This is a genomic window from Bacillus sp. FAU20 (assembly GCF_056033865.1).
In genome coordinates this window covers 1181235-1206810 of the sequence record NZ_JBVYHY010000003.1, presented here as the reverse complement: position 1 = coordinate 1206810, position 25576 = coordinate 1181235, and the positions used below count along the sequence as shown (strand labels likewise).

Sequence of the window (25576 nt, the reverse complement as noted above, 5' to 3'; positions counted from 1 at the left end):
ATTGAATATTAGTAATAGTAAGTATAAACATTATCAATTTACTACATCTTACATTTATGTAAAAATAAATACATGTTAAGCTTTTTCAAAATCTTTCCCCTAATAAAGATTTGAAGTAGCATTTCATGATTCTCCTTACTGTTAATATGCCTTGAAAAAGAACCCTATAGGGTTCTTTTTCTTCTCATTATAACCTCAGTAAGTCCATGCAAAAAGGACTGCTAATTATTTGCAGCCCTTTTACACGTTAATATACACTTGTATTACATGCTTAAAACTTTATTGTATTAGGTATTTATACCAACTAAACATGCCATTATCATTTAGATATATAACACTTCAAAGTTTAGAAGTATACAATAACAAATCTTTCCCAGCTTCCAGCTACATAACTAGTAGCTGTTAATTCTCTACCACCATTTGCTGATATATATCTACCATTACTTAGTGCTTGTAATACATATATCCTATTGTCTCCACCATTATATAAGATAAACTTTTCCCATGCACCAATTGATGTACGATCTGCTACTACTCTACCATTTGGCTCAAACAAAACATACTTCCCATTACTTTTAGTTTTTAAAGCGTACGTATATAATTCCCCAGTCCGAATTAATTCGAATTTCTCCCATTCATTAACTGCATTACGATTTGCTATTATATTTCCCGAAGGCTCAGCCGAAACATATTGTAAATTTGCTGCCTGTATAGCAACTGTCCAACTTCCATTTTACTTTAAAGGTTTAAACAATTGTGACCACATTTGTTTAAACCTCCACAATTTTTTCTAAGCTATTCTCTAAAAATCTTATTTTTCGTTGTAAATAAACCTGATTGGTACTCTTTATGCAAAAGAAAAGATGGAACCTTTAATTCAACTCCACCTTTTTTCGAAATAAAAAGCATCTAATTCTATTTGAATTAGATGCTTACATTTAGTCCTTAAACCTAATATTCTAAACTATTTACGCGTTTGTAAATCTTTTTTTATTACATCCCAGAGTGAATTATCTTGACGCATCGGTTTACCCTCTTCATCCCATTTTATTTTTTCTGTTCCCAATTCATAATTCATCCCTGTCCATGTGTCTTCACGGAATGCATAGAATGATTTATGCCATCCTTTTTGGTTAAAGATAGAAATAAGATCTTGCATGTATTGAGTAGCACCTGGAACAGTACGGTTAATTCCAAACTCCTCTGCAATAATTCGATTAGATGGTACATGATTTTTCTTAGACCATTGTTGAATTGGCTTCAAAAACTTCTCTAATCCCTGTCTATTCCACATTACAGGTTTCTCTAAATCCCCTACTTTTACTAATCCTGGATATTGATATTCCTTGTTTTGTTTTTCACCTTGGCTCGTTAATTCATATGGTTCATACATATGAAATGCATATAGTGTTTTTTTATCCTCTACTGGTTTTAAATATTTAAAGGCCCATGGAGTAGCATATAAACCTGAATCTAAAATAATCGGTGTTTCTTTGTCCACTTCACGAATGGAGTTAATCACCTTTTCATAAAATCTGTTTAAATCAGCTGTCGTTCCTTTTACTTTTGCATACCATTTCTCGTAATCTTCCGTCCAAAAATCATTATATCTATTATTTTTAGCTGTTTCTGGATGTGGTTCATTTATAATATTATAACCAACCACCGCGGGGTGATCTTTTAGTTCCAGAGCGAGGTCCTTCAAAAATTGACTTGCTTGTTCTTGATACTTCTCTTCTTCCCATATTCTGTCGTCATTCTTATTATTATTAAATTGACGCCATCGATCACCAGGTAAGGATAACATTGTAAGAACGACTTTCATTCCTTGTGATTGTGCGGCATCTAAATCCGCCTTTAATTTTTCTAGATCTTCCTTTACTAATCCCCGATAGTTATCTGCATTACCTATCAGAAAATCCTTTCCAGAAGTATCTGGTTTATCCTCAAATAGAAAATCTTTATCTTTTGCCCATTTATCAGGTGCTAAACGTACATATTCAATATTAGCTTCTTTTGCACTTTTATAGTTTTCAGGTAATGACGTACTATTCATGAAATTAGTACCCTTTCTTTTCGAATCCCAAAAACTAATTTTTGAATCGCCCTTGTGGTATGTATCAGCTCTTACATTCATTTCCTGTACTCCAAAACTCATCATGCCTAATAACGCAACAATTGGCAAAACTTTTTTCACAACTTTTCCTTCTTTCTCTTTATATTTAACACACATAACATACCTTTGTTTTGTTACAGGAATATGGCAATTTTCCAAAAATACCTTTTTAAATTTATACATTGGTAGTTCATTTATAAAAAAAGAAAGAGATAATTAGAACGTTGCTTCATTTTAAAAGAAACAAAAAAGGAATCCTTTACGGATTCCTTTTTGCAATGCACTCTTTTTCAAATGGTACATTTTGCACCTACTTTTAGTATAACTTATAATTCCTATAAAATAAATAAGATTAACTGAAATTTACTTCAAATTGTGATAAAAAACATAATTAAGAAGCGCAGATAACTAAATATCATCCCTTTTATTAAATAAAAAAGATTAAATAATTCCTCCTCCAAACTAGGACCCTTTTACACTTTTTACAAATATTGTTATAATTAGATAAACTAAAGCATTATCCCATTAACAAAGAGAATCCATAATTGAAGTCCTTTTGTTAATTAGCTATTAAAAATGATAGCATGTGATTATTGTATAATTTCTTCCTTTTTTAGATCTGCATATTCTTCTACGAAATCCCATAAACCTTGCTTTTCGAAGTAAGAAATACTTTTTTCACTTCTTCTAAGAGTTTAATTGCTTCATCTTCATTAAGAGAACGTAAAATATTGAAATGATATACTCTTCATTTCCTAATTCCATACAAACTGCTAATCCTTTTTCAATAAGTTCTTTTACAATATTTGTTTTTCTTAGCTTATAGTGTTCACGCGCTTGTAAGAACAATGCTTTAAAATGGGCAATATTCTTCTCTGTCACTTCTGATAAATGACGAATTGCTAATTTAGATAAATTTTGAGTTGCATATAATAGTCCTAGATTATGCCTTACTATTAAAATCAATTTTTCTTCATTATGTTTTTGCAAAAGGTCAATGGAACGATTGAAATGTTCTTCCGCTTTTTCAAATTGCTTTAAGAATATACGAGCTGTCCCTAATGCGGTTTCACAAGAAGCAACTTTCACCTCATATCGCATTAGCCCTAAATACAAGGAATATAGATACTTATTTTACTTTCAAAGGCTGAAACCTTGCTGCATAACTACTGAAAATAAAATGAAAAGACGTTCAAATCCATATGGATAGATCGTCTTTTCACTTTATTTCATACATATACTGATTTTTCACTTATTCATTTTGTATTGTACTTAAAAAACCAATAAATTCATCTTCATTTACAGGTTTACTGTAGTAATAGCCCTGAATTAGATAACATGCAGTACGTTGTAACACTGTTAATTGTTCCTTCGTTTCTACCCCTTCTGCTATCACTTTCATGTTTAAAGTATGAGCAAGTGAAATAATGGTTTGTATAATTTCATCTCCATCAGTAGAAGTTCCAATCCTATTAACAAATTCTCTTGGAATTTTCAAAGTATCAATTGGATAAAGAGGCAGATACGCTAATGAAGAATAACCTGTACCAAAATCGTCAATTGATAAATGTACACCATATGATTTTAATGCTTTTAACTTCGATAAGGTTTCCTTTTCATCTACCATTGCTATTCGCTCTGTTAATTCCAAATCAATCGAATTAGTAGGTACTCCTATCTCTTCTATGGTAGATATAATGGTTTGAACAAAATCTTTCTGTTCAAACTCTATAGCTGATAAATTTATCCCCATCTTTAGATTTGAAAAGCCCGCAGAATGCCATTCTTTCAGTTGTTGACACGCTTTCTGTAACGTCCACTTCCCAATTGAAATAATCTGCGCCGTTTCTTCTGCGATAGGTATAAACTCAAAAGGAGAAATCAGCCCAAGCTCTGGATGTTGCCAACGTATTAAAGCCTCTGCACCAATAACCTTACCTGCCTTACTATCAATTTGTGGTTGATACAATAAAAACAACTCATTATTTTCAATTGCATTTGGTAAATCCTGTTCTAATCGTAATCGACGAGTTACTTTTTGAGATAATGTCTCGTCATACATACAAACAGCATTGTTACCTTTTTCCTTTGCGCTATACATAGCGATATCAGCGTGTTGTAAAAGTGTAGTAGTATTTATTCCTCCAAATGGATACACTGCTATTCCTATACTAAGAGATAAGTAAAAACTATGCTGATTTACTACAAATGGTTCTTCAGTTATACGAAATAGAGTTTTACACAAATCCAATAACTGTCGCTCTGTTTGGTTATGGATAATGATTGCAAACTCATCACCACCTATTCTTGCTAGAGGAATAGTCGGTGACAGACATGTCCTAAAACGTTTGGCAACTTCTTTTAAAACCTTGTCACCAATCGAATGACCCAATGTATCATTAATAGTCTTAAAGCGATTTAAATCAATATACAGGAGCCCAAACTTATCCTGTGTTTTTTGTGCACGCTTAATAGATCTATCTAATTCTTGTTGGAAGAATATACGATTTCCAATCTCCGTCACCGTATCATGGAATGCAAGGTAATTTATCTCTTCCTGTTGTTGTTTCATCCTTGTTATGTCTTTTACCATTACATAGCTCCCAAAGGTTTGTCCTTCTATCATAATAGGAACTATAGTGACATACCAAAAGAGTATATCCTTCTCATTGTTATTTTTCACACGTAACTGTAGTGAAGATGAACTACATCGTTTCCCTTTCTTTATAGCTGCTTCCAATTCAGATTTATCTTCATCTAAAAAAATAGAGAAGCACTCTTTCCCTATCAATGCAGCACTTTCTTTTCCTAATAACATACTTCCAGCCTGGTTTATATTTAATACGATACCGTTTGAATCAATCGTTAAAATAGGATCCGGATGATACTCATATAATGACTTAAACCTTTCTTGATTTTTTACCAAATCATTAGATTTGTTTATTAAATCCCTTGTTCTTTGAGATATTGTTTGTTCTAATTGGTTATTAAACACTTTTAATGTTTCAGTTAAATCTTTGTTTTGCATTCGTACGATTGTATGACGAATCAGTACAAATACAAAGGCAATACAATTTCCCGTAATCAATGTAGCTGAAGAAGTTTGCTCTTTCAAAGTAAAGCCAATTAAGACTGCAACTGCAAGATAAGGGAATATACCAAGAAGTTTCTCTCCAAATGTCGGATTAATAATAAAATAATTTCTTTTAGAAGAAGTATTCTTTGGGATTGTAGCAGCAATAGCGATAAATAATAGGAAAACTCTATACAAACACCTTAAAAATATAACTGAACGCTCTGACAAATCACCTTGTAAGTAAAAATACAAATAGTCCGTAATAGCCAATCCAGTTAATACTAGGATAAAAATAAACAATTTACTTTTTGCATTGAAAATAGCAGGTCGAAAGATCAGTGTAACTCCAAGTAATAGAAGCAATAAATCTATAATTGGAAAAATAAATGAGAGAAAAACATCTCCAATTGATAAGAATAAAATATTTGCAGATGGTTTATTAAATAGGTACCACTCTAATGTAAAAATAGCAGTAACAACAATGCATAAATCACAAAGTAAATACGCTTTCTCCCATTTGTTACATTCCATCATAATTTTATAAAAGAACGCAAAAAGAAAGAAGAATAAGAAAAACAGTAGAAATACATCAGAAATATTAAAATTTTGTATTGGTAATTCTACATTAAGTACTTGAAAAGCGGATATGAAATTTCCTATCAAAAAACACCCTATTGCAATAGTAATGCAAACCCAGAATACTCCTAACTTAATTTTTTGGGATAATATAGAATACAGTAATGAGATAAATACAGTAGTTTCAACGACTAAAGATGATAGTCGGATATTAAAATCTGATACGAAATAAAGACTTGGAAAAACAAATATACATATAAAGCAAAAGCTTATATAAGCTATTAAAGCCAATATCAATACATAAAATTGCACATATGCATGCTTACGCAATGGACTCACCTTCTTGAGTTTTTTCTATACTTTTATTAAAAAATGTCTTGATAGTGGCACAACTCCTAGTAAATTTAAATGTGTGCTACCTATTATCCATATTATGACCTTTTTAAAAGATTTCTTTCTACATACAACAGTCTTGTTAACTTTTTGTAGATGTTTACAATTATTAATACTGAGGATTCTAAAAAGGATAAGCTGAAAAATGTAGTTTTTTAAGTATTTGCGCATCGTAAATTTGGCGGGTACAACTTATCTACTCTTTACATATGAGATAGAATCTACTCCTCTATTGGATTATAGTTAGTTGCTATCTGTCACACTTAAAAAGGAATGAAAATATACTATCGTTAAAATAGAAATTCAAATTAATTTACGAAACCAACTGTAACTATTATAGTTACACAAAAAGTTGATGTCAATTTCATATCCTCCCTTTTTAACGGACAAAAGACATGACCTATTGAACAAAAATGTGATGTTTATAAAAAGGGCGGTAAAGTTTTATCTCCTTACTCAAAGAATTATAAATGATTTAGAATTAGATGAAATTGAAGCTAATATTGCATCTCCCTAAAAAGAATGTTACTCTAAAAATAGAATTATGAAAGGAATGATGGATGAATAATGATTAACTAATTTATATTTTAAGTTGAATTTTATAACTTCAAACTACAAAATATAGGGTTAGTCTATCCATTTTTAAAATTCAGTTCATACTTTATTTGTCATGATTCAAATGATTAATAAGTACTTATTAAGTATAGACGAAAGACTAATCCTTCCGATTACAAATTGGGGGATTTTTTTATTCCCGTTTGTCTTAGTTGAAACTTACTAATTGTTAAATGTACTTCACAAATAAAGGAGCGAGAAAAATGAGTACTTCAGATACTATTGTTACACATGTAATGCTCTATATAAGTCGTTAATATCCATCAAACTTATATAGAGGAATTAAAAAATGGATGGATGTTCCGACTTTATATGAAACGTTTCGATATATAAAGGAGGAATTATTATGTCAATGATAAAGGTCCAAGACTTAACTTTTTCATACCCAGGTAGCTTTGATAATATTTTTGAAAGTGTAAACTTCCAAATAGATACGGATTGGAAGCTAGGATTTATTGGTAGAAACGGACGAGGTAAAACGACATTCTTTAATTTATTGTTAGGGAATTATGAGTATAGCGGGAAAATCCTTGCTTCAGTAGAATTCAATTACTTCCCCTACTCTGTTTCAGATAAGAACAAATTCACTCATGAAATCCTTGAAGAAATTTGTCCCCAAGCTGCAGATTGGGAACTTCTACGTGAGATATCCTATTTAAATGTTGATGCTGAGGTCATGTACAGACCATTTAAAACATTATCAAATGGGGAACAAACAAAAGTGTTGCTTGCTGCACTGTTTTTAAATGCGGGTCAATTTCTATTAATTGATGAACCAACAAATCACTTAGATACAGATGCACGAAAGATAGTCTCCGATTATCTAAGGAAGAAAAAAGGATTTATTTTAATTTCACATGACAGAATCTTTTTAGATGGGTGCGTTGACCATATCCTATCTATTAATAGAGCAAATATTGAAGTTCAAAGTGGTAACTATTCTTCTTGGAAGTTAAATTTTGATAGACAGCAAGAACACGAGAAGGCTACAAATGAGCGTCTACAAAAAGACATAGGGCGATTAAAACAGTCTTCCAAACGTTCAGCAAGTTGGTCTAATGACGTGGAAGCTTCAAAAAATGGAACGAGGAATTCAGGCTCTAAGTTGGATAAGGGGTTTGTAGGACATAAAGCAGCCAAGATGATGAAAAGAGCAAAAAACCTTGAATCAAGGCAACAAAAAGCTATTGAGGAAAAATCAAAATTACTAAAAAATGTGGAAAAAACTGAGTCATTAAAATTGGAACAATTGCAATTTAAATCAAATGAATTGGTTACTTTAGTTGACGTGTCCGTTAAGTACAATGATCAAATTGTGAATGAGCCGATTAGCTTCATAGTTGAACAAGGTGACCGAATTGTACTTGATGGAACGAATGGGAGCGGAAAAAGTAGTATCCTAAAACTAATTCTAGGACATCCGATACAGCATACAGGCTTAGTTAATTTAGGTACAGGACTCATCATTTCCTATGTCGAACAAGATACTTCTCATTTGAAGGGATCGCTATCAGGCTTTATTGAAGAGCACAAGATTGATGAAACCTTATTTAAGTCCATCCTAAGTAAGATGGACTTTGACCGAATTCAATTTGAAAAAGATATATCTCATTATTCTGGTGGACAAAAGAAAAAACTGCTTATCGCTAAAAGTTTATGTGAAAAAGCTCATATATATATATGGGACGAACCACTAAATTTTATAGATATCTATTCCCGTATGCAGATTGAAGAACTTATTCAACAATTTAATCCCACAATGGTTATTGTTGAGCATGATAAAATATTTCAACAAACAGTTGCAACGAAAACTATATCTATGTAGCTCAAAACGAATACTTGAAAATATAATCATTAACTTGAGTCCTTGAATTATAAAAACTTTAATGAATTGATTAAAAAAGCCTAATTTCTCTACAATACATTGAGAAATTAGGCTTTAAATAGTAATAATAGAATTCATAAACACTGAATAATTTACACATTAGGTTTATCTGTTAATGCAGTAACAATCCTGTCCACTAAGTCTTCGGGTAATCCATATTCCTTATTAACTACAGCCTGTATACTAGCAAAAGAACTTTCATTGTATTTTGATTGCCTTTTTCCTCTACTATCTTTCTCTTTATTTATGAAGTTTTCACGAGATTCATAGTTCATCTTATCTGGTTCTTTAGCAATAGATTGATTGGTGTAAATTATAAAGATACCTAACATCATAATTACACAAATGAAAATCCCTACTAATTTAAGTCTCATTATTCATTTCCTTCCTGCAACTCTTACTGTTTCTCGTTCATAATATCTCAACCATATCAAATTCATATTAATTTGAAGTAAAATTTTGTTCTTAACATATTTCTTAATAGAAAGACTGTATATCCTTCTATTTGTTTGACATCATTAAGATGCTCACAAATAGAAATAAATTCTATTCCTATATATAGATAAATAATCTAAAAATTTATATAATAAGATCAGAAGTATAGCATATTATTATTATTGAAAGGTCTTGGTATAATGCTAGGCATTAATGTAAAAAAAACAAATGAAGAGTTAATTATTTCATGGCAATTGGCGGAGATTATAATTCCATTACGTGATGTGATTGAGGTTACCGAAGATGCTACCTATGCTGGTGTTGAAGAAGTAGATGTAATATGTATTGGAACAGCTTATGGGACAACAGACCGTATTTTAATTAAAACAGTAAAACAAAATTATGTATTGTTTACTACAAATAAAGTTGCTATTTTAAATGCCATTCACGCTTAAATATAGGAGTCTTCTTGGCTAAAATGATAAAAATAAGCACATCTTGTTATAAAAACAGATGTGCTTATTTTTTAATTTCTATGCATTTTTACGTTTTAAGAAAATCACTCCACCAACAATTAATAGTAATGCTCCTGCAACCATAGAGATCCAACTTGTAAGATTAGTACCTGTTTGTGGTAACCATCCAATTTTAGATTGAATTTCTTTCTTAAGTTGTGGTTGTTCTTTTACTTGCTCGTTAGGTTGCTCTGGTGTTGGCGTATTTTTATCTGAATTTGGTTGTTCTGGTTTAGGTTGTTCCGGCTTTACCTCTTTAAATTTCACTGTTTGCCCCTTATCTTCAATTTCAGCGTGAATAGCTACTAATATATTATCTTGATACAGTTCTTCAAATACTACTACTTCTTTACCTTGTAGTTCAGAAGCATTTAATATGAAGTCTAATGTGATAGAACCATTCTTCTCTTTAGCAGTAAACTTAGATTCTACTGTTACTTCTTTACCATCAACTAATAATGGTTTGTTTGTTGCTTTATCCATTAGTTTGCCTTTCACAACGTACTCTTTACCCACGATTAAGTCTTTGTATTCCACTTTATCTTGGATTGTTACAGATTTAGAAACGTCTAACTCTTTAGAACCATCAGCTTTGTTTGTAGCTGTCGTTTTAATGGACGGTTCTACAAATCGAACTGTTTGACCTACATCGTTAATGTCAGCGTGAGTTGCAATTACTTGACCTTCATGTAATAAGTCTTCAAACACGACTACTTCTCTTCCTTGCTGTTCAGCACCAGCGAAAGTAAAGTCTAATGTTACAAAACCGTTCTTTTCTTTTGCAGTAAACTTAGTCTCAGCTGTTACTTCTTTACCATCAATTAATAATGGTTTGTTAATAGCTTTGTTCATTAGTTTACCTTTTACAGTGTACTCTTTACCTACAACTAAGTTAGTATACTCTACTTTGTCTTGAATAGTGATAGAATCCTTTGAATGAATCTCTTTTCCACCATCAGCTTTGTTTGTAGCTGTCGTTTTTATTGATGGCTTAACGAACTTAACTGTTTGACCTTTATCATTGATATCAGCATGTGTCGTAACAACTTTTCCGTCTTTCAGTAACTCTTCGAATACTACTACTTCTTTTTCTTCTAAACCAGTTGCATCAAATGTAAAGTCTAATGTAATAGAACCATTTGCTTCTTTTGGTGTAAACTTCGTTTCAGCTGTTACTTCTTTACCATTTACAACTAATGGTTTATTAGTCTCTTTATTCATTAATTTACCTTTTAAAGTGTACTCTTTACCTACTTGTAGATCTTTGTATTCCACTTTATCTTGGATTGTTACAGACTTAGACGTGTGCATTTCTTTTGTACCATCTGTTTTATCAGTAGCTGTTGTTTTTATTGAAGGAATCTTTTCATCTTTGACAATGTGTTTAATGATTTGACCATTCTCTTTAATTTCAAAAGAGAACGTTTCTTCATTTAATACATAGCCTTTTGGTGCAATAGTTTCGTTATATGTGTATTTTCCAAATGGTAATTTTTCAAATTTAGCGATTCCTTTATCGTCTGTTTTTCCTTTTACTACTTCTTTTCCTACTTCGTTATAAATCGTAAATTCTGCATTTGGAAGCTTGTTATTTCCATCAGCCACATCTACCTTTGTAATTTCTAGATCACCTTTGATAAGATGATTAACTGCCAATAACTCAATAATCTTCCCATGTTCTTTTATTTCGAACACGATTTGTTCTTTAACAAGAACGTAACCGTTTGGAGAAGCCTTTTCTACAAATGAATATTTACCATACGCTAAATCTTTGACGTTAATCTCGCCATTTTTATCTGTCTTATATTTCCCAACTACTTTTCCACTTTCATCTTTCAATTCAAATACTGCACCTTCTAATTTTTTACTAATATCTTCATTATCTACTTTTAGTAATTTTACACTACCTTTCACTTCGGTATTTTCCACTGTAAAAGTAAGTGTTTTATTGTGCTCTTTAATTTCAAAAGGATACTTTGTTTTATTTCCAACATATCCATTAGGTGTTTTTGTCTCTAAGAAATAATATTTACCATACGTAAGACCTTCAACGTTTGCAATTCCATTTTCTTTTGTTACTACTTTTTTCACTTCTTTTCCATCTTCAGTGAAGACTGTGAATTCAACATTTGGTAAAATCTTTCCTGAATCACTAAGCTTTTTAATTTCGATGTTACCTTTTACTTTGTTATTTACTATTTGGACAGCTCCTGTTTCTCCTGTCTTAACTTCAATAGTTTGTGGTTTATCATCTGAAACATAGCCTGTTGGTGCTTTAATTTCTTTTAATGTGTAAGTACCAATTGGTAAGTTGTTTAATTCTGCCATACCATCAGCACCAGTCGTGATTTTTCCGACTGATTCATTATTTGTATTAAAGACCTCAAATACTGCACCAGCTAAAACTTCTCCATTTTCTCCAACCTTTTTAATTTTTAAAGAACCAGCTGCTTCCCAATTTACTGCAAGATCACTACTAAGCTTTTCTTCATTTCTTTCTAATAGTACTGTAGCATTCTGAACAGTATCCGTACCACGGTAAGCAATTGCTTGAACTTTAGTTAAATTAGCAGCAACACTTAAATTAAATTCACCCGTTTTTGTATTCTTAGGAATTTGGATACGAAATTTTTCTCCAACTGAAAGCTGATCTTTCACTTCTCCATTTTCACTAACAATTCTAACTCCATTAGGTGCATTTTTCGCTACTACCTTATAAGAACCACTCTTAGCATTTGTTTGTACTGAATATAGATTTGTTTCGAAGAATTCACCCTTTAATTCTGCTTTTTGCTTTTCAGCAGGAATCACATTCATAAAAACATCTTGAGTCTCTTCACTATTATTAGCATTACTAATAATAGCCTTAGCTGCTTTTTCAACATTTTTATTCTCATGTTTTAATTCATTTACATCGAGTTGACCTAATGCATTCCAAACCGCAAGTTGCGTTGCATAATGCGCTTCATTTTTATTAGCTACTCCCAGCTGTTCAGCACTTTTTTGCGGGAAACCATTTAATAAGACTCTATATACTACATTATCTGTTTTCCCCATTTCAGGAAGATCTTCACCATTTGGTGATTTTAATCCAAGAGTTAAGCAATAAGCAATTTGACCACTTGAATTTTTAATCATTTCAGTGCGAATGTACTTAGCTAGACTGTTACTATAACTCCAGTCCATTGAATATTTCTCATGCGTCATAACCTCTGCACTAGCCCTAGGTAAAAATACATTAAGGAATAATACCAGTACTGATAATAATGTAAAAACTCTTATAATGACTCTCTTACCCAATTTTGTAACCTCCCTAGAATAAATTAATTCGAGTATATATCGCAATATCTAAAACATTCACGATCGACCCAATTATCATTATAAAACAATAAATTACAAATATTAAATAATTTTAATAAAATAGTCAAAAAATTTACACATTTTATTATTTATCAAGTTTTTTAACGAATTTACTATATACAAATTCTAAAACATGCCTACAATTTAAAAGACAAATATGTATGTTAAATATATAAATAGCAATTCCTTTACTCCAATTATTAAGCTTTCCCCCTATTAAAAATAGCCTTTTCATTTTCTTATTAATCTGAGTAATTTATACACCTCTTTTAATCTATTATACTCCTCCATTTAAATATAAAGGTGACTTCTTGTTCAAAGAATAAAGTGAAACTTTAATCCGCCCGATTCCCCTCTAACTTCTTTGCTTTCATTTAATTTTTGGGCGGGAGTCTTACTGCCCAAAAATAGCGGGATATATTATGCAATATTGCATTTGATAATCATTTTCAATGTAACTATAATGATTACAGGATTACTATTAATCCAATATTCTACATGGAGGTTTTATTATGTTTAAAAAAATTATTGTATCTTCTATGGCGCTTACTATGTTCGGTGGAGCTGCAACTATGCTAGAGGCACCTACTGCTCAAGCAGCTTCTTATAACTTAACGTCATCCTCTTACTTTGATGTCACTCCTGAAGAGGCCGTGGCTTTCTATCAATCTCAAGACTATAAAAAATTAAAAGTATTTTTGGATGACTTTGAAGCTAGAAACCCTTATACTCCAGGTGGAGGCTACGCTCAAGGGAGTGTACGTATGCAAAAATTCAACGATGCTCTTAGAGATGCCAAATTAACAAATGTCTACCAAGAATTTATTAGAATCTCATACTACAATCATTATCCAGAACCAAAATAATAACAACGGATAAAATGTTTATTATTTCTATAACTTAGCCTAATTTTAAATGTATAACCTAAAAATAATTACTAAAAACCACTCATATAAGAGTGGTTTTTCTATTTCCCCATATAATGTAGCTAAATGTTACATCATCTTTATTTTAATATCTTTTATAGTAGACATTCTCTCGTTGACACAATCTAGTAGGTTAGCAATGGGGATATCAAAATATATTTATAATTATTTTCTGTTTAATAGCAAAAAACGAACACCCTCTCACAATTAGATAAGGTGCTCGTTTTCATTTTTATCGGTAATTCTCAATTCATTTTAGCTTCTTTCCAATAAGCAAAGATTAAATTAACTTAAAAACAAAGCGTTTTAAATTTAATTCATAGATCTTACTGAAACTTGGAATTGCCCCTTAGAACCATCATCATTTGAAACGTAAATTTTATATGTTCCATTCGGTAATGGAGATAAAGCATTCCGTACATTTGTAACATTAATTTGTTGTTCTCCAGGTTTTATATAACCACCAACAATTAGCTCTGTATTTGGACCTTTTACACTATATCCCATTGTATTTTGACCATTATTTTTCATAGAGAAGCTTAAGTCAGTACTCCCATCATATACGAAAGAAGTTACAGCCTCGCCGCTATAATCCATTGTTTGAGTTAATAATAAGTCTGCAGAAACATGTTCAACTAAATGAATTGGATCATTCGTTTTGTGTACTTCTTCAGCATAAGTATTATTCCCTAACACACCAAGTGTTAATGCTGAAACTACTCCACAACTAAGCACTAGTTTATTTAACTTCATTTTAAGTTCCCCCTTGATGTTTGTATTCTATTACCATCATACATCCTTTTTTAAGTGCGTTTTTATGTAATAATTCATATCTATAAACCTATATATTTTAACCTTTCACCTTAATAGTTATTGAGAAAGCCACATAGATAAAGCTACAATATTACACTTCATAAAAAACATGTAAATTTTAAAGTCTTTTTCTAACAAAGTTTTATACGAGTAAGTACCAAAATAATCAAATAAATAGCATTTCTATTTCAGATAAAATGTACTAATAAAATTTTTCTAAAATTTCACTTTGTAATTTGATATATTCCATGTTAATATAACGAAGGCTACAAAACAGGAGTCACCACGCATATCATTTTCACAGAATATTCATACTTAAAAAGACTTATTTTATCAGTAACTCAATCCAAATTTCACCTATACAAAAGTTAGTTTATGATTTCATATGTACATAAATTTAAATAGATTTTTTATCTATTATTTTTTTCTATTTTCCTTATCAATTTTAATACGAGTAATATAACAGCACTTTTCAAGTACCCTTCCTTTTTTAGATAAAAAGTCTACTAATACTAAACATCTATGTCCAACTCATACATAATTCTACTTACAAACTATCGGAGATGCAAAACTATGGGAATTTCTACTCTTTTATTAAATACCTTTATTATAATAATTTGTATCCTTAGCTATCACGTATTTTGGCTAGAGTTTAAAGAAAAAATAACATGTAATAATATGTTATTTTCTATCCTTTCCTCCATTGCTATTATTTTTTGTATGACTTTTCCTTTTCATTTACATGTCGGATTTATTTATGATTTACGTTTTATTCCTATAATATTGGTTTTTCTATATGGAAATACAAAAAACATTGTTTTTATAGGAATTTTATATCTTTCTTATCGGTTTTACTTAGGCGGAAATGGCGTTCTTCCATCATTTATTATCTTCACTATTATTTTGGGTATAACAATGCTCTTTCGTTACTTATTACCTATGTATTTTAAAGAAAAAAAGATATCACTTAGCTTACTTCTTATTTTAGTATGTACAGCTTCACTTTCTATTTGCGGTATTGTAACTCAAATAAATACAGGAGGTAAAATAGACTCTACTCTCATAGAATTTTTATTAAATTATATAGTCATTAATATTTTCACATTATTATTATCAGTTTATTTTATAGAGGAGATGATTGAGAAATATAAAATGAAAGAAAAACTGCAACGGGCTGAAAAATTTTATATAGCTAGCGAACTAGCAGCTTCAATTGCACACGAAATCCACAATCCACTAACCACGGTACATGGATTCACTCAATTATTAAATGAAAAACATGCCTCTAAGCCTTCTCAGGATCAATACTTAGAAATCATGTTAATTGAAATGCAGCAAATACAATCTACTATTAATAACTATTTATCTTTAACCAAACCACAGAACACCCTAAAAGAAAAAATAGATATTAATCACATTTTAAATCAGGTGAAAGATACTATTTCACCACTCGCTCTATCATACAAAGTTGAAATCAAACAAAATAGTACAGATTCCTTTTATATAAATGGGGACCCCAAAAAATTCAAACTCTGTCTAAACAACATCATCCAAAACGGAATTGAAGCTATGAAAAATGGTGGATTATTACAAATAAATATACAAAAAGTAAAAGGAAATATCATAATTGATATTATTGATTCAGGAATTGGGATGTCATCTCAACAAATAAAACGAATTGCTTTGCCATTCTATTCAACAACAGAAAAAGGAACTGGGCTTGGTACTATGATTGCTTATAGTATTATTAGAGAATTAAACGGAGATATAGAAATAGAGAGTGAATTAGGGAAAGGGACACGCTTTTCTATTAGTATCCCTTGCTAACGTGATAACAATTTTCTGTTTAGTTAATTACATAAGCGCATTTTAAGAATCCCGTTAGCTAGCTTATTTATTAATTATCTTAAATTTATGTGTGTTAATTAAAACTAATAAGGATCAGAGCTTATCTATTGTTACAGATATACTCTGATCCTTTAGTTTAATTCAATTAAAAACACTTAATATTTATAACTTTTCTTACATCGTGATGAAATATTAGTTCATCGATTTTATCTCATTTACTGATTAGACTTGTTTAATGTAAATATAATATCTCGCGACACTTAATTTGTTATTATCATTAGGGACATTTCCTGCAGTTGTTTTTTCATTAAAGTACAGACCTTTTTCCATTCATTGAAAAAGGCAACTACCCTTTTACTACTTCACTTCCACCGTATAATTCCCTGTCCCCCCGCCATACTGATACACATGTAAATAATATTTTCCAGGATACGTGTAGTAACTACCTACTAGTTTATTCCCTTGTTGCTGAGCATACGTAACATAATTATTTAAATCTGCTTCAGAATAAAGTACCCAGTTCATTCCAATATTATTTTCATTCGTTACGTTAATTTGAAGATTTTTAGCAGTCTCCACATTAATTTCAAAGAAGTCACTTGTATCGCCATTTCCTAAACTAGCACGTAAAACTTGATTTAACTGCAGTTTGTTTGCTGTTTGGAATGAGTTATTCGGTTCTTTTTCTACACTGTTATCTTCTTTCTTTTGAACAGTTACAGTCGCTGTAGCAGTATTAGTTGCTCCTTTATCGTCTGTTACCGTTAATTTCGTCGTATACGTTCCTTCTTTTGTATATACGTGAATTGGATTTTGCTCATTACTTACTGCTCCATCACCAAACTCCCATTTATATGAAGTAATTTTCCCATCTTCATCTTTTGATCCGTCGCTTTTAAATGAAATTGCTTCATTTACATTTCCACTATACGGACCGTTTATAACTGCAACTGGTGCTTTATTCTCTGCACCTTCTTCTGTATTAATACCGTGGAACACAACATCATATTCAAATTGTCCTGATGCATTCACGCGATAATTTACGAAGTATGCTGTTACTGTTTTATAGCCTGTCCATTCCTTTGCACTTAAACGTTTTAACGTATCATTAACGTTTTGTGTAATTGTTTTCCAATCTTCATATTCTCCTTTTACTGTAGTTCCTGTATATGTTCCTTGTAGTGTGAATGTATTAAAGAACTGTGATTTATTTTTCTTCACTGATACATTTTTCAATTTTGCTTCCGCTGTTATTTCTGCCGCAATATCTGAAACTCGCTTCGATGCATGATTCGCTAAATAATCGTCTGATACTAATGGCACATTATATTTCTCACGATTATCAACTAGCATTTGCATATAATCTTGATATTCTTTATTTAAATTCGCATCTTTACTTAATGTAGAGCGATATGCATCATATGCTGTTACATCATTTTTCCTAATAAGATCATGTATTTTATCGAACATATCATATCTCTTATTGTACATATACGATTGTAAAGCAAAGGAATAATTATAGAAATCCCACGTTCCATACTTTGCATTTAACGTTCGCTCTGCCGTATAACGCTCTGCTGGATTTGAAGATAATCCTCCTATAATACTCTTTCTCGGTACAACATTATCCGTTCTCGTTGCCCCTGCAAAAAATTCAGCATTCCCTTCTTCAAACCAAGATAACCTTTCATTTTCATATATTTTCCCTTGTCCCCATAACCCTGGTACTTCATATCTACCTTGTAAATAATGCGTGAACTCGTGTCTGAATAATTCTTCTAAACTATAAATACTTTCTTCTAGCGTACGCTCATAAGTAAAGAACGTACCTGTACCTTCTATATAAAGACCACCGTTATTCGTTTCATAACCGTACAATTGACGATTAAATTGATATTCTGCTGGGCTATTATAAATAACCATCGTTAATACATCATCAGGATTTCCTTTTTCTAAAGGTTGATCACTTTCAACCGTACGATGGAATTGTGCCTTCACTTCTTTTGCCGCCCAATATAAACGTTTTACTTTTTCTTCTGTCACTTTATCTCCAGCTTTTAAAACAATTGCCCCATCATCAAACGTATACGTTTTTGGCAAATATTTTTTCTTTCCCTCTTCTCTTATTTGATCTAAATTCACCACGTTACCATTTGCATCTTTTCCGCCATAATTCGTTGCGATTTGCTCAGCAGCTACGAAATATTGCTCCCCTAAATACGGGTAAATTTTCATCGCATCTGTTACAACTTGTAACCCTTTCGTTCCTGTATTATGGAACATACCGAGTCTACCTGTATAATAAATGCCATTATTAATAAGCCAACCGTTTTTTTCTGTAATCGTTCCCATTAATGCAAAACGACTTAGTTCATTAATATAACTATCTATTTTCTGATACCATACTGTATCTTTCGGTTCTTTCCTCGTATCGTACAAATACGATTGAATGTCGTAATCAATACCTTGCATAATATCGTAAATAGCATTTCCAGCTGAAAGATTATCTACTAATGTAGAAAAATTATCATTATATTGTTTAAAAATCTTTGCAGCCGATGTTATCGTTTCCACATCGCTCGAAGCGTTTCCTATCAACTTTCCGTATGATGATACCACTCTATTTTGCTCTAATGTACCCAGCTTGAAATTTGAGTTGTTAGCTATCGCTTTTAATGCGGGTAAGCATTTATCATGATAACCCCGTTCATTTAATTTACTAAGTTCCGAATTATAAAATCCTAAATAAAATCCTGAACGTAATACCTCCACTAATGTCTCAATCCCTTTTGAATCATCCTTCGTATAGGCTTGTCCTTGCTGCTTCAATTTATCAATAATCGCCTGCATCCTACTATCATTTTGATAGAATGCTAGACTGTCTGTATTAAACTGAAATAGCCCCGTAATTTGCTCCCAATCAATTGTTACAAGTAAATCTACTAACTGCTGATTGCTTAATTGATTTAATTCAGCAATTGTATAAGTTTTCGCTACAGCTAATTGCTTACTTTCTTTTTTCACCTCAGGTGGTCTTTGTGATAAATCGGCAAATTGTAGCCTTTTCTCAAAAGACTTGCTTTCGAGCACTTTCGATGAATGAGCTAATTCTTGTACTAGTAGTTGTACACCGACTGGCTCCATTTTGAGCACATTTCGATAAGAAACTTGCTCTCCCTTAGTATCTTCTGCCAAACTTCCCCCTTGAAAACTCCCTAACATTAAACTAGCAAAACTTACCCCTACTAACATTTTCTTTGAATAGCCTTTCATGCTCTCCCCTACCTTACATTTTTAGTGTCCCGCTCCATTATTTTACTATTTTCACTTTATGTCCTGTATTGAGAAAAAATAAGGTAACGTTCACACATGTATTCATTCCATGTAAAATTAACGCTTGACTTTCCGTACATTTTATATCAAAAAAAGATAGATAATAGCAAAATTCCTGCTACATCTATCCTCATTTTCAACACTATGATTTTAACTTTATAAACGTAACTTCCGGTAATGTTTGCATATGCTGAATAAACTCATTCTGTTCTTCTGACGATATATTTTTCAGTTGCATCCCTATCTTATAAACAGTTTCTGTACCTTGCTGTGAAGCTTCCACCTCATATGAGAGTATTGGGATGCCTTTCACTTGTAGTGTTTCCAATACTTGTTGTACCGCTTCATGTTTGTTTACAAACATTTGCACTGTAATATTTTGTGGAAATAAAAATTGCACCTTAAAAATACGACTTACAATTTCTAAACCAATTAAAACGAGAATCGTCGCTCCAATGCCTACTACATACATTCCTGCTCCAATTGCTAATCCTATGCCGGCAGTAGCCCATAAACCAGCCGCGGTCGTTAATCCTTTCACCGCCTGCTTTTGAATAATAATTGTGCCTGCACCTAAAAAACCAACTCCACTAACGACTTGCGCTGCAATCCGACTTGGGTCTAGAGACGTATGCTCTTCATACACAATATCTGAAAAGGCATATTTCGAAACAACCATTATTAACGCACTTCCTACCGCTACGAGGAAATGAGTCTTTAATCCAGCTTCTTTCGATCGAATTTCTCTTTCAATACCAATCATTGCTCCTAACAAGCCAGCAACACCGATTCGTATAATAAAATCAAAATCTACACTCACGGGCACTTCCCCCTTTCATTCATTATAGATAGATAAAACAAAAATTATCACAAATATCCATTTATCAACATGAAAGAATATCACTAAAATAAACTTAATACTCCGACCGTTTTATGTTAATATTTTAAATATTAACATAAAATAAATAACTCCTAATTTTAAACCTTCACTAATTTTCTAAAAAACCAAAGGTGGATTACATGAAATTAGGTTGAGAAATTATGGAAAACGCTTTCATTTTTTGTCATAATTTTTTATAAAAACTACATAAATAAAGGAGCTTACTAACAATGAACGTCTCGTTACTTACACCTACTACTGATTTACAAGAAGAATACTTAGATTTCTATAACGAATGGAAAGATAGCGATGAAAAAATGATCCCGTGGGTTATCTCAAAAAATCCTGCCAACTTCCCAGCTATGGTTCAAGAACTTCTCGATGCGCATAACGGAATAAATATCCCTGAAACTTGGGTACCAGACTCTACATATTGGCTTGTTACAGATGAAAATAAAATTGTGGGAGTTGTTAATATACGTCATAGTTTAACCGAACATTTATTTAACGCTGGCGGTCATATTGGTTATGGCATTCGCCCTTCTGAAAGAAGAAAAGGTTATGCTACGAAGTTACTAGCATTATCATTAGAAAAAACGAAGGAATTAGACATCACGAAAGTACTTGTCGTTTGCGACGCAGTGAATACCGCTTCTGAAAAAACAATTTTACATAACGGCGGGATTCGTGATGATGATTTCACTGAGGAAGATGGGAATGTAGTAAGAAGATATTGGATTGAGCTATGAATGATCACAAAAAAGCGAGAAAGTGATTATACACTTTCTCGCTTCTTTTACACTGCTTCTATTTCAAACTGCACTGTAATACCACTTGGATCTTCCACCGCAAACCCATTTGTAGTTTCATTTATTTCATGTTGTTTTTCTATTAATCTTTCTTTCACTTCATCTAATGCTTCTTTATGCGGTAGTACAATCGCATATACCTTTAGTCCAGTTGCATGTACTGGTGGATGTGGATTGTTTACTCCGTTCCACGTATTTGCACCAATATGGTGATGATATCCCCCTGCTGAAATAAATAAGCAATCCTCTTCACGCTGTTGTACTTCAAAACCTACTGTTTCCACATAAAATTCATGTGATTTCTCTACATTAGCTATTCGTAAATGTACGTGCCCAACGACAGTATTAGCAGGCAAACCAGCAAACTCATAATCAACAAGTGTTGCCAATTCTTTTAAATCAAGTGGTGTACTTCCTCCTGGCCCTTCTCCCCATCGATCGCGCGGACGGTCTGCATAAATTTCAATACCATTCCCCTCTAAATCTTGCAAATAAAAAGCTTCGCTATATGTATGATCACTTGCACTATTAAACCTTGAAATTGGTAAAATTTCATTTGAATATGTATAACGCCCTTCTTGCTCAGCCGGGCTGTCAATTACATTCTTATTACGAAGAACCCCAAATAGCGCAGAAGCAAAAGCTTCACGAGTCGGAACTAAAAAGGCTACATGATATATACCAGTCGTACGCGGTTCTTGCAGTACCCCTTCCTCTAACTTTTCAAGAACAAGTAACGCGTTCTTTCCACCTTTTCCAGATAAATATGCTTTATTTTCCTCTTGCTTAATTACTTCTAAGCCTACAACATTTTCATAAAAAGCAATTTGACGCTCTAAATCTTTCACTTTAAATTCAACATGACCAATACGTGTTTTCGGATGAATTTGTACCATGAATAACTTCATCTCCTTATCCCTATATTTTCCCATTACATATAACCGTTACTATGAAGGATACAAGTAAAATCATCCTATGTAAATAATAAAAGTCAGAATTTACATACATTTTTATTTTCATAATAAAAAATGCACCTCCAATTGTTAGACTGTGTCTAACAATTGGGGTGCACTTCATTTTAACTTTTAGAAAAGGTGGCTTTTTAACTCTTATCTCATTTTATGTACTTCAGCAACTAGCTTTCCACCCTGAATGCCCATATAAAGCTTCACAGGTGCATCATTCGTATTTTCAAATACTAAATCTAAATATGGATATGCAATTGTAGCATCTCTTCCTTGTGGAACATAACCTACCGTTTTAGAATGTGTAGTTCTCTCCACCATTTTCAGGCCAGCTTGATCTGCTGCATTGTATAAAGTTGAAGATGTTTGACAAACACCACCGCCATATCCATCTACTAATTTACCATCAACTATTTCTTTCCCTAATTGATATCCTTTATCTGGTGTTGTATCACCGATTAATGAATTAAAAGAGAAACGGTCTCCTTTTGCTAGCACAACTCCATTTATGCTCGCTGCTGACAAACGAATATTCTCAATACGGCCACCTGTTGAACCACCTAAGTTCGTTTCATATCTACCAATTACCGTACCATTTCCTTGCGCATCACTTAATGTTGCGACTGGTTTTTTCTCCACGATCGGCAACTGATACGTAGCATCCCACATACCAACATTTAACAATTTATCTACTAATTCTTTTTCCATTAATTCATAAGAAGGTTTTCCTTCTTGCCAACTTCCATCAGGTGCTATACGTGAAGGAACCATTTTTTTGTCGACGCTTTTTCCAACCTCACCAACAACCTTTGTTACAGACTTTTTAAATTTCGCTTCATCTTCAAAATAGCCTAAACTAGATAAATCTAATTTTTTCACTTCAGTACCAGTTCGACCATCAACTAAACTAATAGTATTCTGCACTTCTGCTTTAGCCTCTACAGTGTGCCCACCAATATCACTTACCAATGCAACATCACTTACTTTTGCACCACAGCCACTCATTATAGCTACACATAACACCCCAACTAATATACCCTTTACTTTACGGAACAATATACTCTCTCCCTTTCCCCAACATCACTATTATGTATTTATTTCATTTTTATGTATGTTTTGTTACAATCATTTTACAATATGTTTATAAAATGTTACAAGTTATTTTTCACTCTATATAAATTACTCTTTTCTTTTACAAATGTCTATACATATTTACATAAAAGTTTGAGCTTGATAGAATTGTAACTTTTATGTAAACTCCCCTTTTATCCAGTATATACCATTAACCAAAAGAAATACAAATTAAAAACCCTCAAGCTATTTTTTATAAAGTGAAACTTTAATCAGTGGGGGTCTTACTGCCCAGCAAATAGCACGATAAAGAGAAATCCCTCAATATAAATAGGTATTTGCCGTGTCACCGCTCCGCTTTTGCACATACATTATGGTGAATTCAACCTATTTTAAAGAAATGGAGGATGTTATTATGTATCCCTACAATCCATATGATCCATATAATCAATATGCGTACCAACAACCACAGTATGACTTACAAGCACAATACCAATCTTATATAGATCAAGCAGAGCAAACGAATTCATATGACCAAAATAGACAATTCCAACTTCCAATCTCTTTTCCTGGCACTGGAAATCGTCAATTAGAAAGACGCGTAAATGAGCTTGAACAAAGAGTACGTCGACTAGAAAATACAGTTGAGCGCCATACACGTAGACTAAACCGCTTAAACCAACGTTTACGCACAGTAGAAAACAGACTAAACATTCCATTCGCAGCATTAGAAGACGGATTTTAATCGAGAAAATAAAAATTATATAAGGAAGGGGCTCCCCCTTCCTTATATAAATTGACGAAAGTTTTTTCCATCTCTATACTGATAAGAGTTAATGAAATGAAACAAGGTGATAAATATGGATTTTGAAATAAATTATCTTTCCTTTTATGTTGTACAAGTAGAAGGAAAAGGTGAAGCAGTTGATAAACGCTACAAACATTTTCAAACTTTAGACGCTGAAGAATATGAAGATAGCTCATTAAAAGAATTTTTGAATGGTGAGTTATTAAAAATATCAAAGCGAAAAGTAGAACGTCATGCAAAAACAGAACAAGCCCCAACAAAGATTGGTCGCTTTATTGTAGAAGAAGGACACGAACTGGATTCAAACCCTCATTACAACCTTTTTAATCGTATTCGCTTTGCAGAAACAAAGGAAAGCTTTAAAGATATGAGCGAACCTCTCGTTTATACATATCTTGACACAAGCGCTGTACGCGGAGGTGTATTTTTAATTGCACAGGCAAAACTACGCAAATACTTTGATGATCCATTCGTATTCGTAATGAAATGTGACTTCGAACCAAAGGTGGCTTCTATTTCTGATGAATCAACACTGATTCGTAACGTTGAAATGGCCATCACAACAAAGAATATGAAATCTATCCAATATCCGTACATGCCTGAAGAAGGTATGGTTGAAGTAGGCGAACTAAAAATACACCAAGCATCACATGCCCGCTACTTCGAAGACTTCTTAAAATTTGTCGAATATGAACGCTCTATGCCTGAAATTATGAAAACACAGGTAATGGACATGGTATACGACCAAATTGAAGATGTATTTGAAGAAGGTACGGAAGAACGCGAACAATTCGACCAAGCGATGGAAGTATGGGCTGCCAGTCCGAAACGCGAAATTATGGAACAATTTTCAACCGAAGAGGTAATGGAAGCAACCGCTCAAATCGTCGAGCACGCTCCTGAAGTGGAATTAAAGCTAAAAGCAGACCATATCTCTGTAAAGGCCCTGCTTGCTGATTTCGGGGATCAAATACATATTGCGAAGGTAAATGACCGATATGTACTTATGATTGAAGCAGACACACTTACGTTTGAAAAAGGCTTCTCTCCTATTGAGTTTCTGAAGCCAGATGAGCTGCAAGATGTGATTGAGCGGATTGAGAATAAGCAGCAGTATTCGTTTGATCCGAGCGGTATTGAATAAATACTTCC

Annotated in this window: 15 protein-coding genes and 3 pseudogenes; 7 read left to right on the top strand and 11 right to left on the bottom strand. The window is 32.4% G+C overall.

Annotated features, from left to right (window positions below; all coding sequences use genetic code 11):
• Nucleotides 1-346: 346 nt before the first annotated feature.
• The 4 genes and pseudogenes from AC0OM3_RS06605 to AC0OM3_RS06590 all read right to left on the bottom strand — a co-directional run.
• Nucleotides 347-733 (bottom strand): annotated as a pseudogene (locus AC0OM3_RS06605) (fascin domain-containing protein); the annotation flags it as partial.
• A gap of 231 nt (nt 734-964) precedes the next feature.
• The gene (locus AC0OM3_RS06600) at nt 965-2233 is read right to left on the bottom strand and encodes a glycoside hydrolase family 5 protein (RefSeq protein ID WP_474211199.1); all 1269 of its coding nucleotides are present in this window, start codon (nt 2231-2233) and stop codon (nt 965-967) included.
• A gap of 497 nt (nt 2234-2730) precedes the next feature.
• Nucleotides 2731-3211, bottom strand: a pseudogene (locus tag AC0OM3_RS06595) (tetratricopeptide repeat protein); the annotation flags it as partial.
• A gap of 157 nt (nt 3212-3368) precedes the next feature.
• Nucleotides 3369-6098, bottom strand: coding sequence for a putative bifunctional diguanylate cyclase/phosphodiesterase (locus AC0OM3_RS06590; protein ID WP_474211198.1), 2730 nt, complete (start codon nt 6096-6098; stop codon nt 3369-3371).
• Nucleotides 6099-7122: 1024 nt separating this feature from the next.
• Here AC0OM3_RS06590 and AC0OM3_RS06585 point away from each other — a divergent pair.
• A complete protein-coding gene (locus AC0OM3_RS06585; RefSeq protein WP_061884457.1) occupies nt 7123-8601 on the top strand; it encodes an Lsa family ABC-F type ribosomal protection protein in 1479 nt (492 codons plus the stop codon).
• A gap of 200 nt (nt 8602-8801) precedes the next feature.
• Here the strand turns inward: AC0OM3_RS06585 and AC0OM3_RS06580 are convergent.
• Nucleotides 8802-9035: pseudogene (locus AC0OM3_RS06580) on the bottom strand (hypothetical protein); the annotation flags it as partial.
• 261 nt (nt 9036-9296) lie between these two features.
• Here AC0OM3_RS06580 and AC0OM3_RS06575 point away from each other — a divergent pair.
• The gene (locus AC0OM3_RS06575; RefSeq protein WP_061884458.1) at nt 9297-9551 is read left to right on the top strand and encodes a SunI/YnzG family protein; all 255 of its coding nucleotides are present in this window, start codon (nt 9297-9299) and stop codon (nt 9549-9551) included.
• A gap of 78 nt (nt 9552-9629) precedes the next feature.
• Here AC0OM3_RS06575 and AC0OM3_RS06570 read toward each other — a convergent pair whose 3' ends face one another.
• Nucleotides 9630-12911, bottom strand: a complete 3282-nt coding sequence (locus tag AC0OM3_RS06570; RefSeq protein WP_061884459.1) for a VaFE repeat-containing surface-anchored protein — start codon at nt 12909-12911, stop codon at nt 9630-9632.
• A gap of 572 nt (nt 12912-13483) precedes the next feature.
• On the opposite strand from AC0OM3_RS06570, the gene AC0OM3_RS06565 reads away from it, so the two are divergent.
• Complete coding sequence (locus AC0OM3_RS06565; RefSeq protein ID WP_061884460.1) at nt 13484-13837, top strand: hypothetical protein; 354 nt, start codon at nt 13484-13486, stop codon at nt 13835-13837.
• A 372-nt stretch (nt 13838-14209) separates the two neighbouring features.
• Here the strand turns inward: AC0OM3_RS06565 and AC0OM3_RS06560 are convergent, their stop codons facing one another.
• Nucleotides 14210-14650 carry a hypothetical protein gene (locus tag AC0OM3_RS06560; protein WP_000773515.1) on the bottom strand — a complete coding sequence of 147 codons (441 nt, stop codon included), beginning with the start codon at nt 14648-14650 and terminating at the stop codon, nt 14210-14212.
• 633 nt (nt 14651-15283) lie between these two features.
• On the opposite strand from AC0OM3_RS06560, the gene AC0OM3_RS06555 reads away from it, so the two are divergent.
• Nucleotides 15284-16537: an ATP-binding protein gene (locus AC0OM3_RS06555; RefSeq protein ID WP_474211197.1), complete on the top strand. Its 1254-nt coding sequence runs from the start codon at nt 15284-15286 to the stop codon at nt 16535-16537.
• 378 nt (nt 16538-16915) lie between these two features.
• Here AC0OM3_RS06555 and colA read toward each other — a convergent pair whose 3' ends face one another.
• Nucleotides 16916-19831 carry a collagenase ColA gene (gene colA, locus AC0OM3_RS06550; RefSeq protein WP_199717647.1) on the bottom strand — a complete coding sequence of 972 codons (2916 nt, stop codon included), beginning with the start codon at nt 19829-19831 and terminating at the stop codon, nt 16916-16918.
• A gap of 202 nt (nt 19832-20033) precedes the next feature.
• Nucleotides 20034-20711 (bottom strand): MgtC/SapB family protein, encoded by a 678-nt coding sequence (locus tag AC0OM3_RS06545; protein WP_000109731.1) that lies wholly within the window; start codon nt 20709-20711, stop codon nt 20034-20036.
• A 290-nt stretch (nt 20712-21001) separates the two neighbouring features.
• Here AC0OM3_RS06545 and AC0OM3_RS06540 point away from each other — a divergent pair, with 290 nt between their 5' ends.
• Nucleotides 21002-21520 carry a GNAT family N-acetyltransferase gene (locus tag AC0OM3_RS06540; protein ID WP_061884463.1) on the top strand — a complete coding sequence of 173 codons (519 nt, stop codon included), beginning with the start codon at nt 21002-21004 and terminating at the stop codon, nt 21518-21520.
• A gap of 47 nt (nt 21521-21567) precedes the next feature.
• Here AC0OM3_RS06540 and AC0OM3_RS06535 read toward each other — a convergent pair whose 3' ends face one another.
• Both AC0OM3_RS06535 and AC0OM3_RS06530 read right to left on the bottom strand, forming a co-directional pair.
• The gene (locus tag AC0OM3_RS06535) at nt 21568-22476 is read right to left on the bottom strand and encodes a VOC family protein (RefSeq protein WP_474211196.1); all 909 of its coding nucleotides are present in this window, start codon (nt 22474-22476) and stop codon (nt 21568-21570) included.
• 213 nt (nt 22477-22689) lie between these two features.
• Entirely contained in the window at nt 22690-23601 is a 912-nt protein-coding gene (locus AC0OM3_RS06530) for a VanW family protein (RefSeq protein WP_000488974.1), read from the bottom strand.
• 430 nt (nt 23602-24031) lie between these two features.
• Here AC0OM3_RS06530 and AC0OM3_RS06525 point away from each other — a divergent pair, with 430 nt between their 5' ends.
• Together AC0OM3_RS06525 and AC0OM3_RS06520 are read left to right on the top strand one after the other, a co-directional pair.
• Nucleotides 24032-24361 (top strand): hypothetical protein, encoded by a 330-nt coding sequence (locus tag AC0OM3_RS06525; protein WP_000283713.1) that lies wholly within the window; start codon nt 24032-24034, stop codon nt 24359-24361.
• A gap of 115 nt (nt 24362-24476) precedes the next feature.
• Nucleotides 24477-25568 (top strand): DUF3900 domain-containing protein, encoded by a 1092-nt coding sequence (locus AC0OM3_RS06520; RefSeq protein ID WP_000345055.1) that lies wholly within the window; start codon nt 24477-24479, stop codon nt 25566-25568.
• The last annotated feature ends 8 nt before the right edge of the window (nt 25569-25576 follow it).

Bases quoted from the DNA above. Each gene is read 5' to 3' on its own strand.
- AC0OM3_RS06555 (WP_474211197.1), top strand. From the start codon at position 15,284: ATGGGAATTTCTACTCTTTTATTAAATACCTTTATTATAATAATTTGT.
- AC0OM3_RS06525 (WP_000283713.1), top strand. From the start codon at position 24,032: ATGTATCCCTACAATCCATATGATCCATATAATCAATATGCGTACCAA.
- AC0OM3_RS06560 (WP_000773515.1), bottom strand. From the start codon at position 14,650: ATGAAGTTAAATAAACTAGTGCTTAGTTGTGGAGTAGTTTCAGCATTA.
- AC0OM3_RS06585 (WP_061884457.1), top strand. From the start codon at position 7,123: ATGTCAATGATAAAGGTCCAAGACTTAACTTTTTCATACCCAGGTAGC.
- AC0OM3_RS06540 (WP_061884463.1), top strand. From the start codon at position 21,002: ATGAACGTCTCGTTACTTACACCTACTACTGATTTACAAGAAGAATAC.
- AC0OM3_RS06600 (WP_474211199.1), bottom strand. From the start codon at position 2,233: ATGTGTGTTAAATATAAAGAGAAAGAAGGAAAAGTTGTGAAAAAAGTT.
- colA (WP_199717647.1), bottom strand. From the start codon at position 19,831: ATGAAAGGCTATTCAAAGAAAATGTTAGTAGGGGTAAGTTTTGCTAGT.
- AC0OM3_RS06575 (WP_061884458.1), top strand. From the start codon at position 9,297: ATGCTAGGCATTAATGTAAAAAAAACAAATGAAGAGTTAATTATTTCA.
- AC0OM3_RS06565 (WP_061884460.1), top strand. From the start codon at position 13,484: ATGTTTAAAAAAATTATTGTATCTTCTATGGCGCTTACTATGTTCGGT.
- AC0OM3_RS06535 (WP_474211196.1), bottom strand. From the start codon at position 22,476: ATGGTACAAATTCATCCGAAAACACGTATTGGTCATGTTGAATTTAAA.
- AC0OM3_RS06520 (WP_000345055.1), top strand. From the start codon at position 24,477: ATGGATTTTGAAATAAATTATCTTTCCTTTTATGTTGTACAAGTAGAA.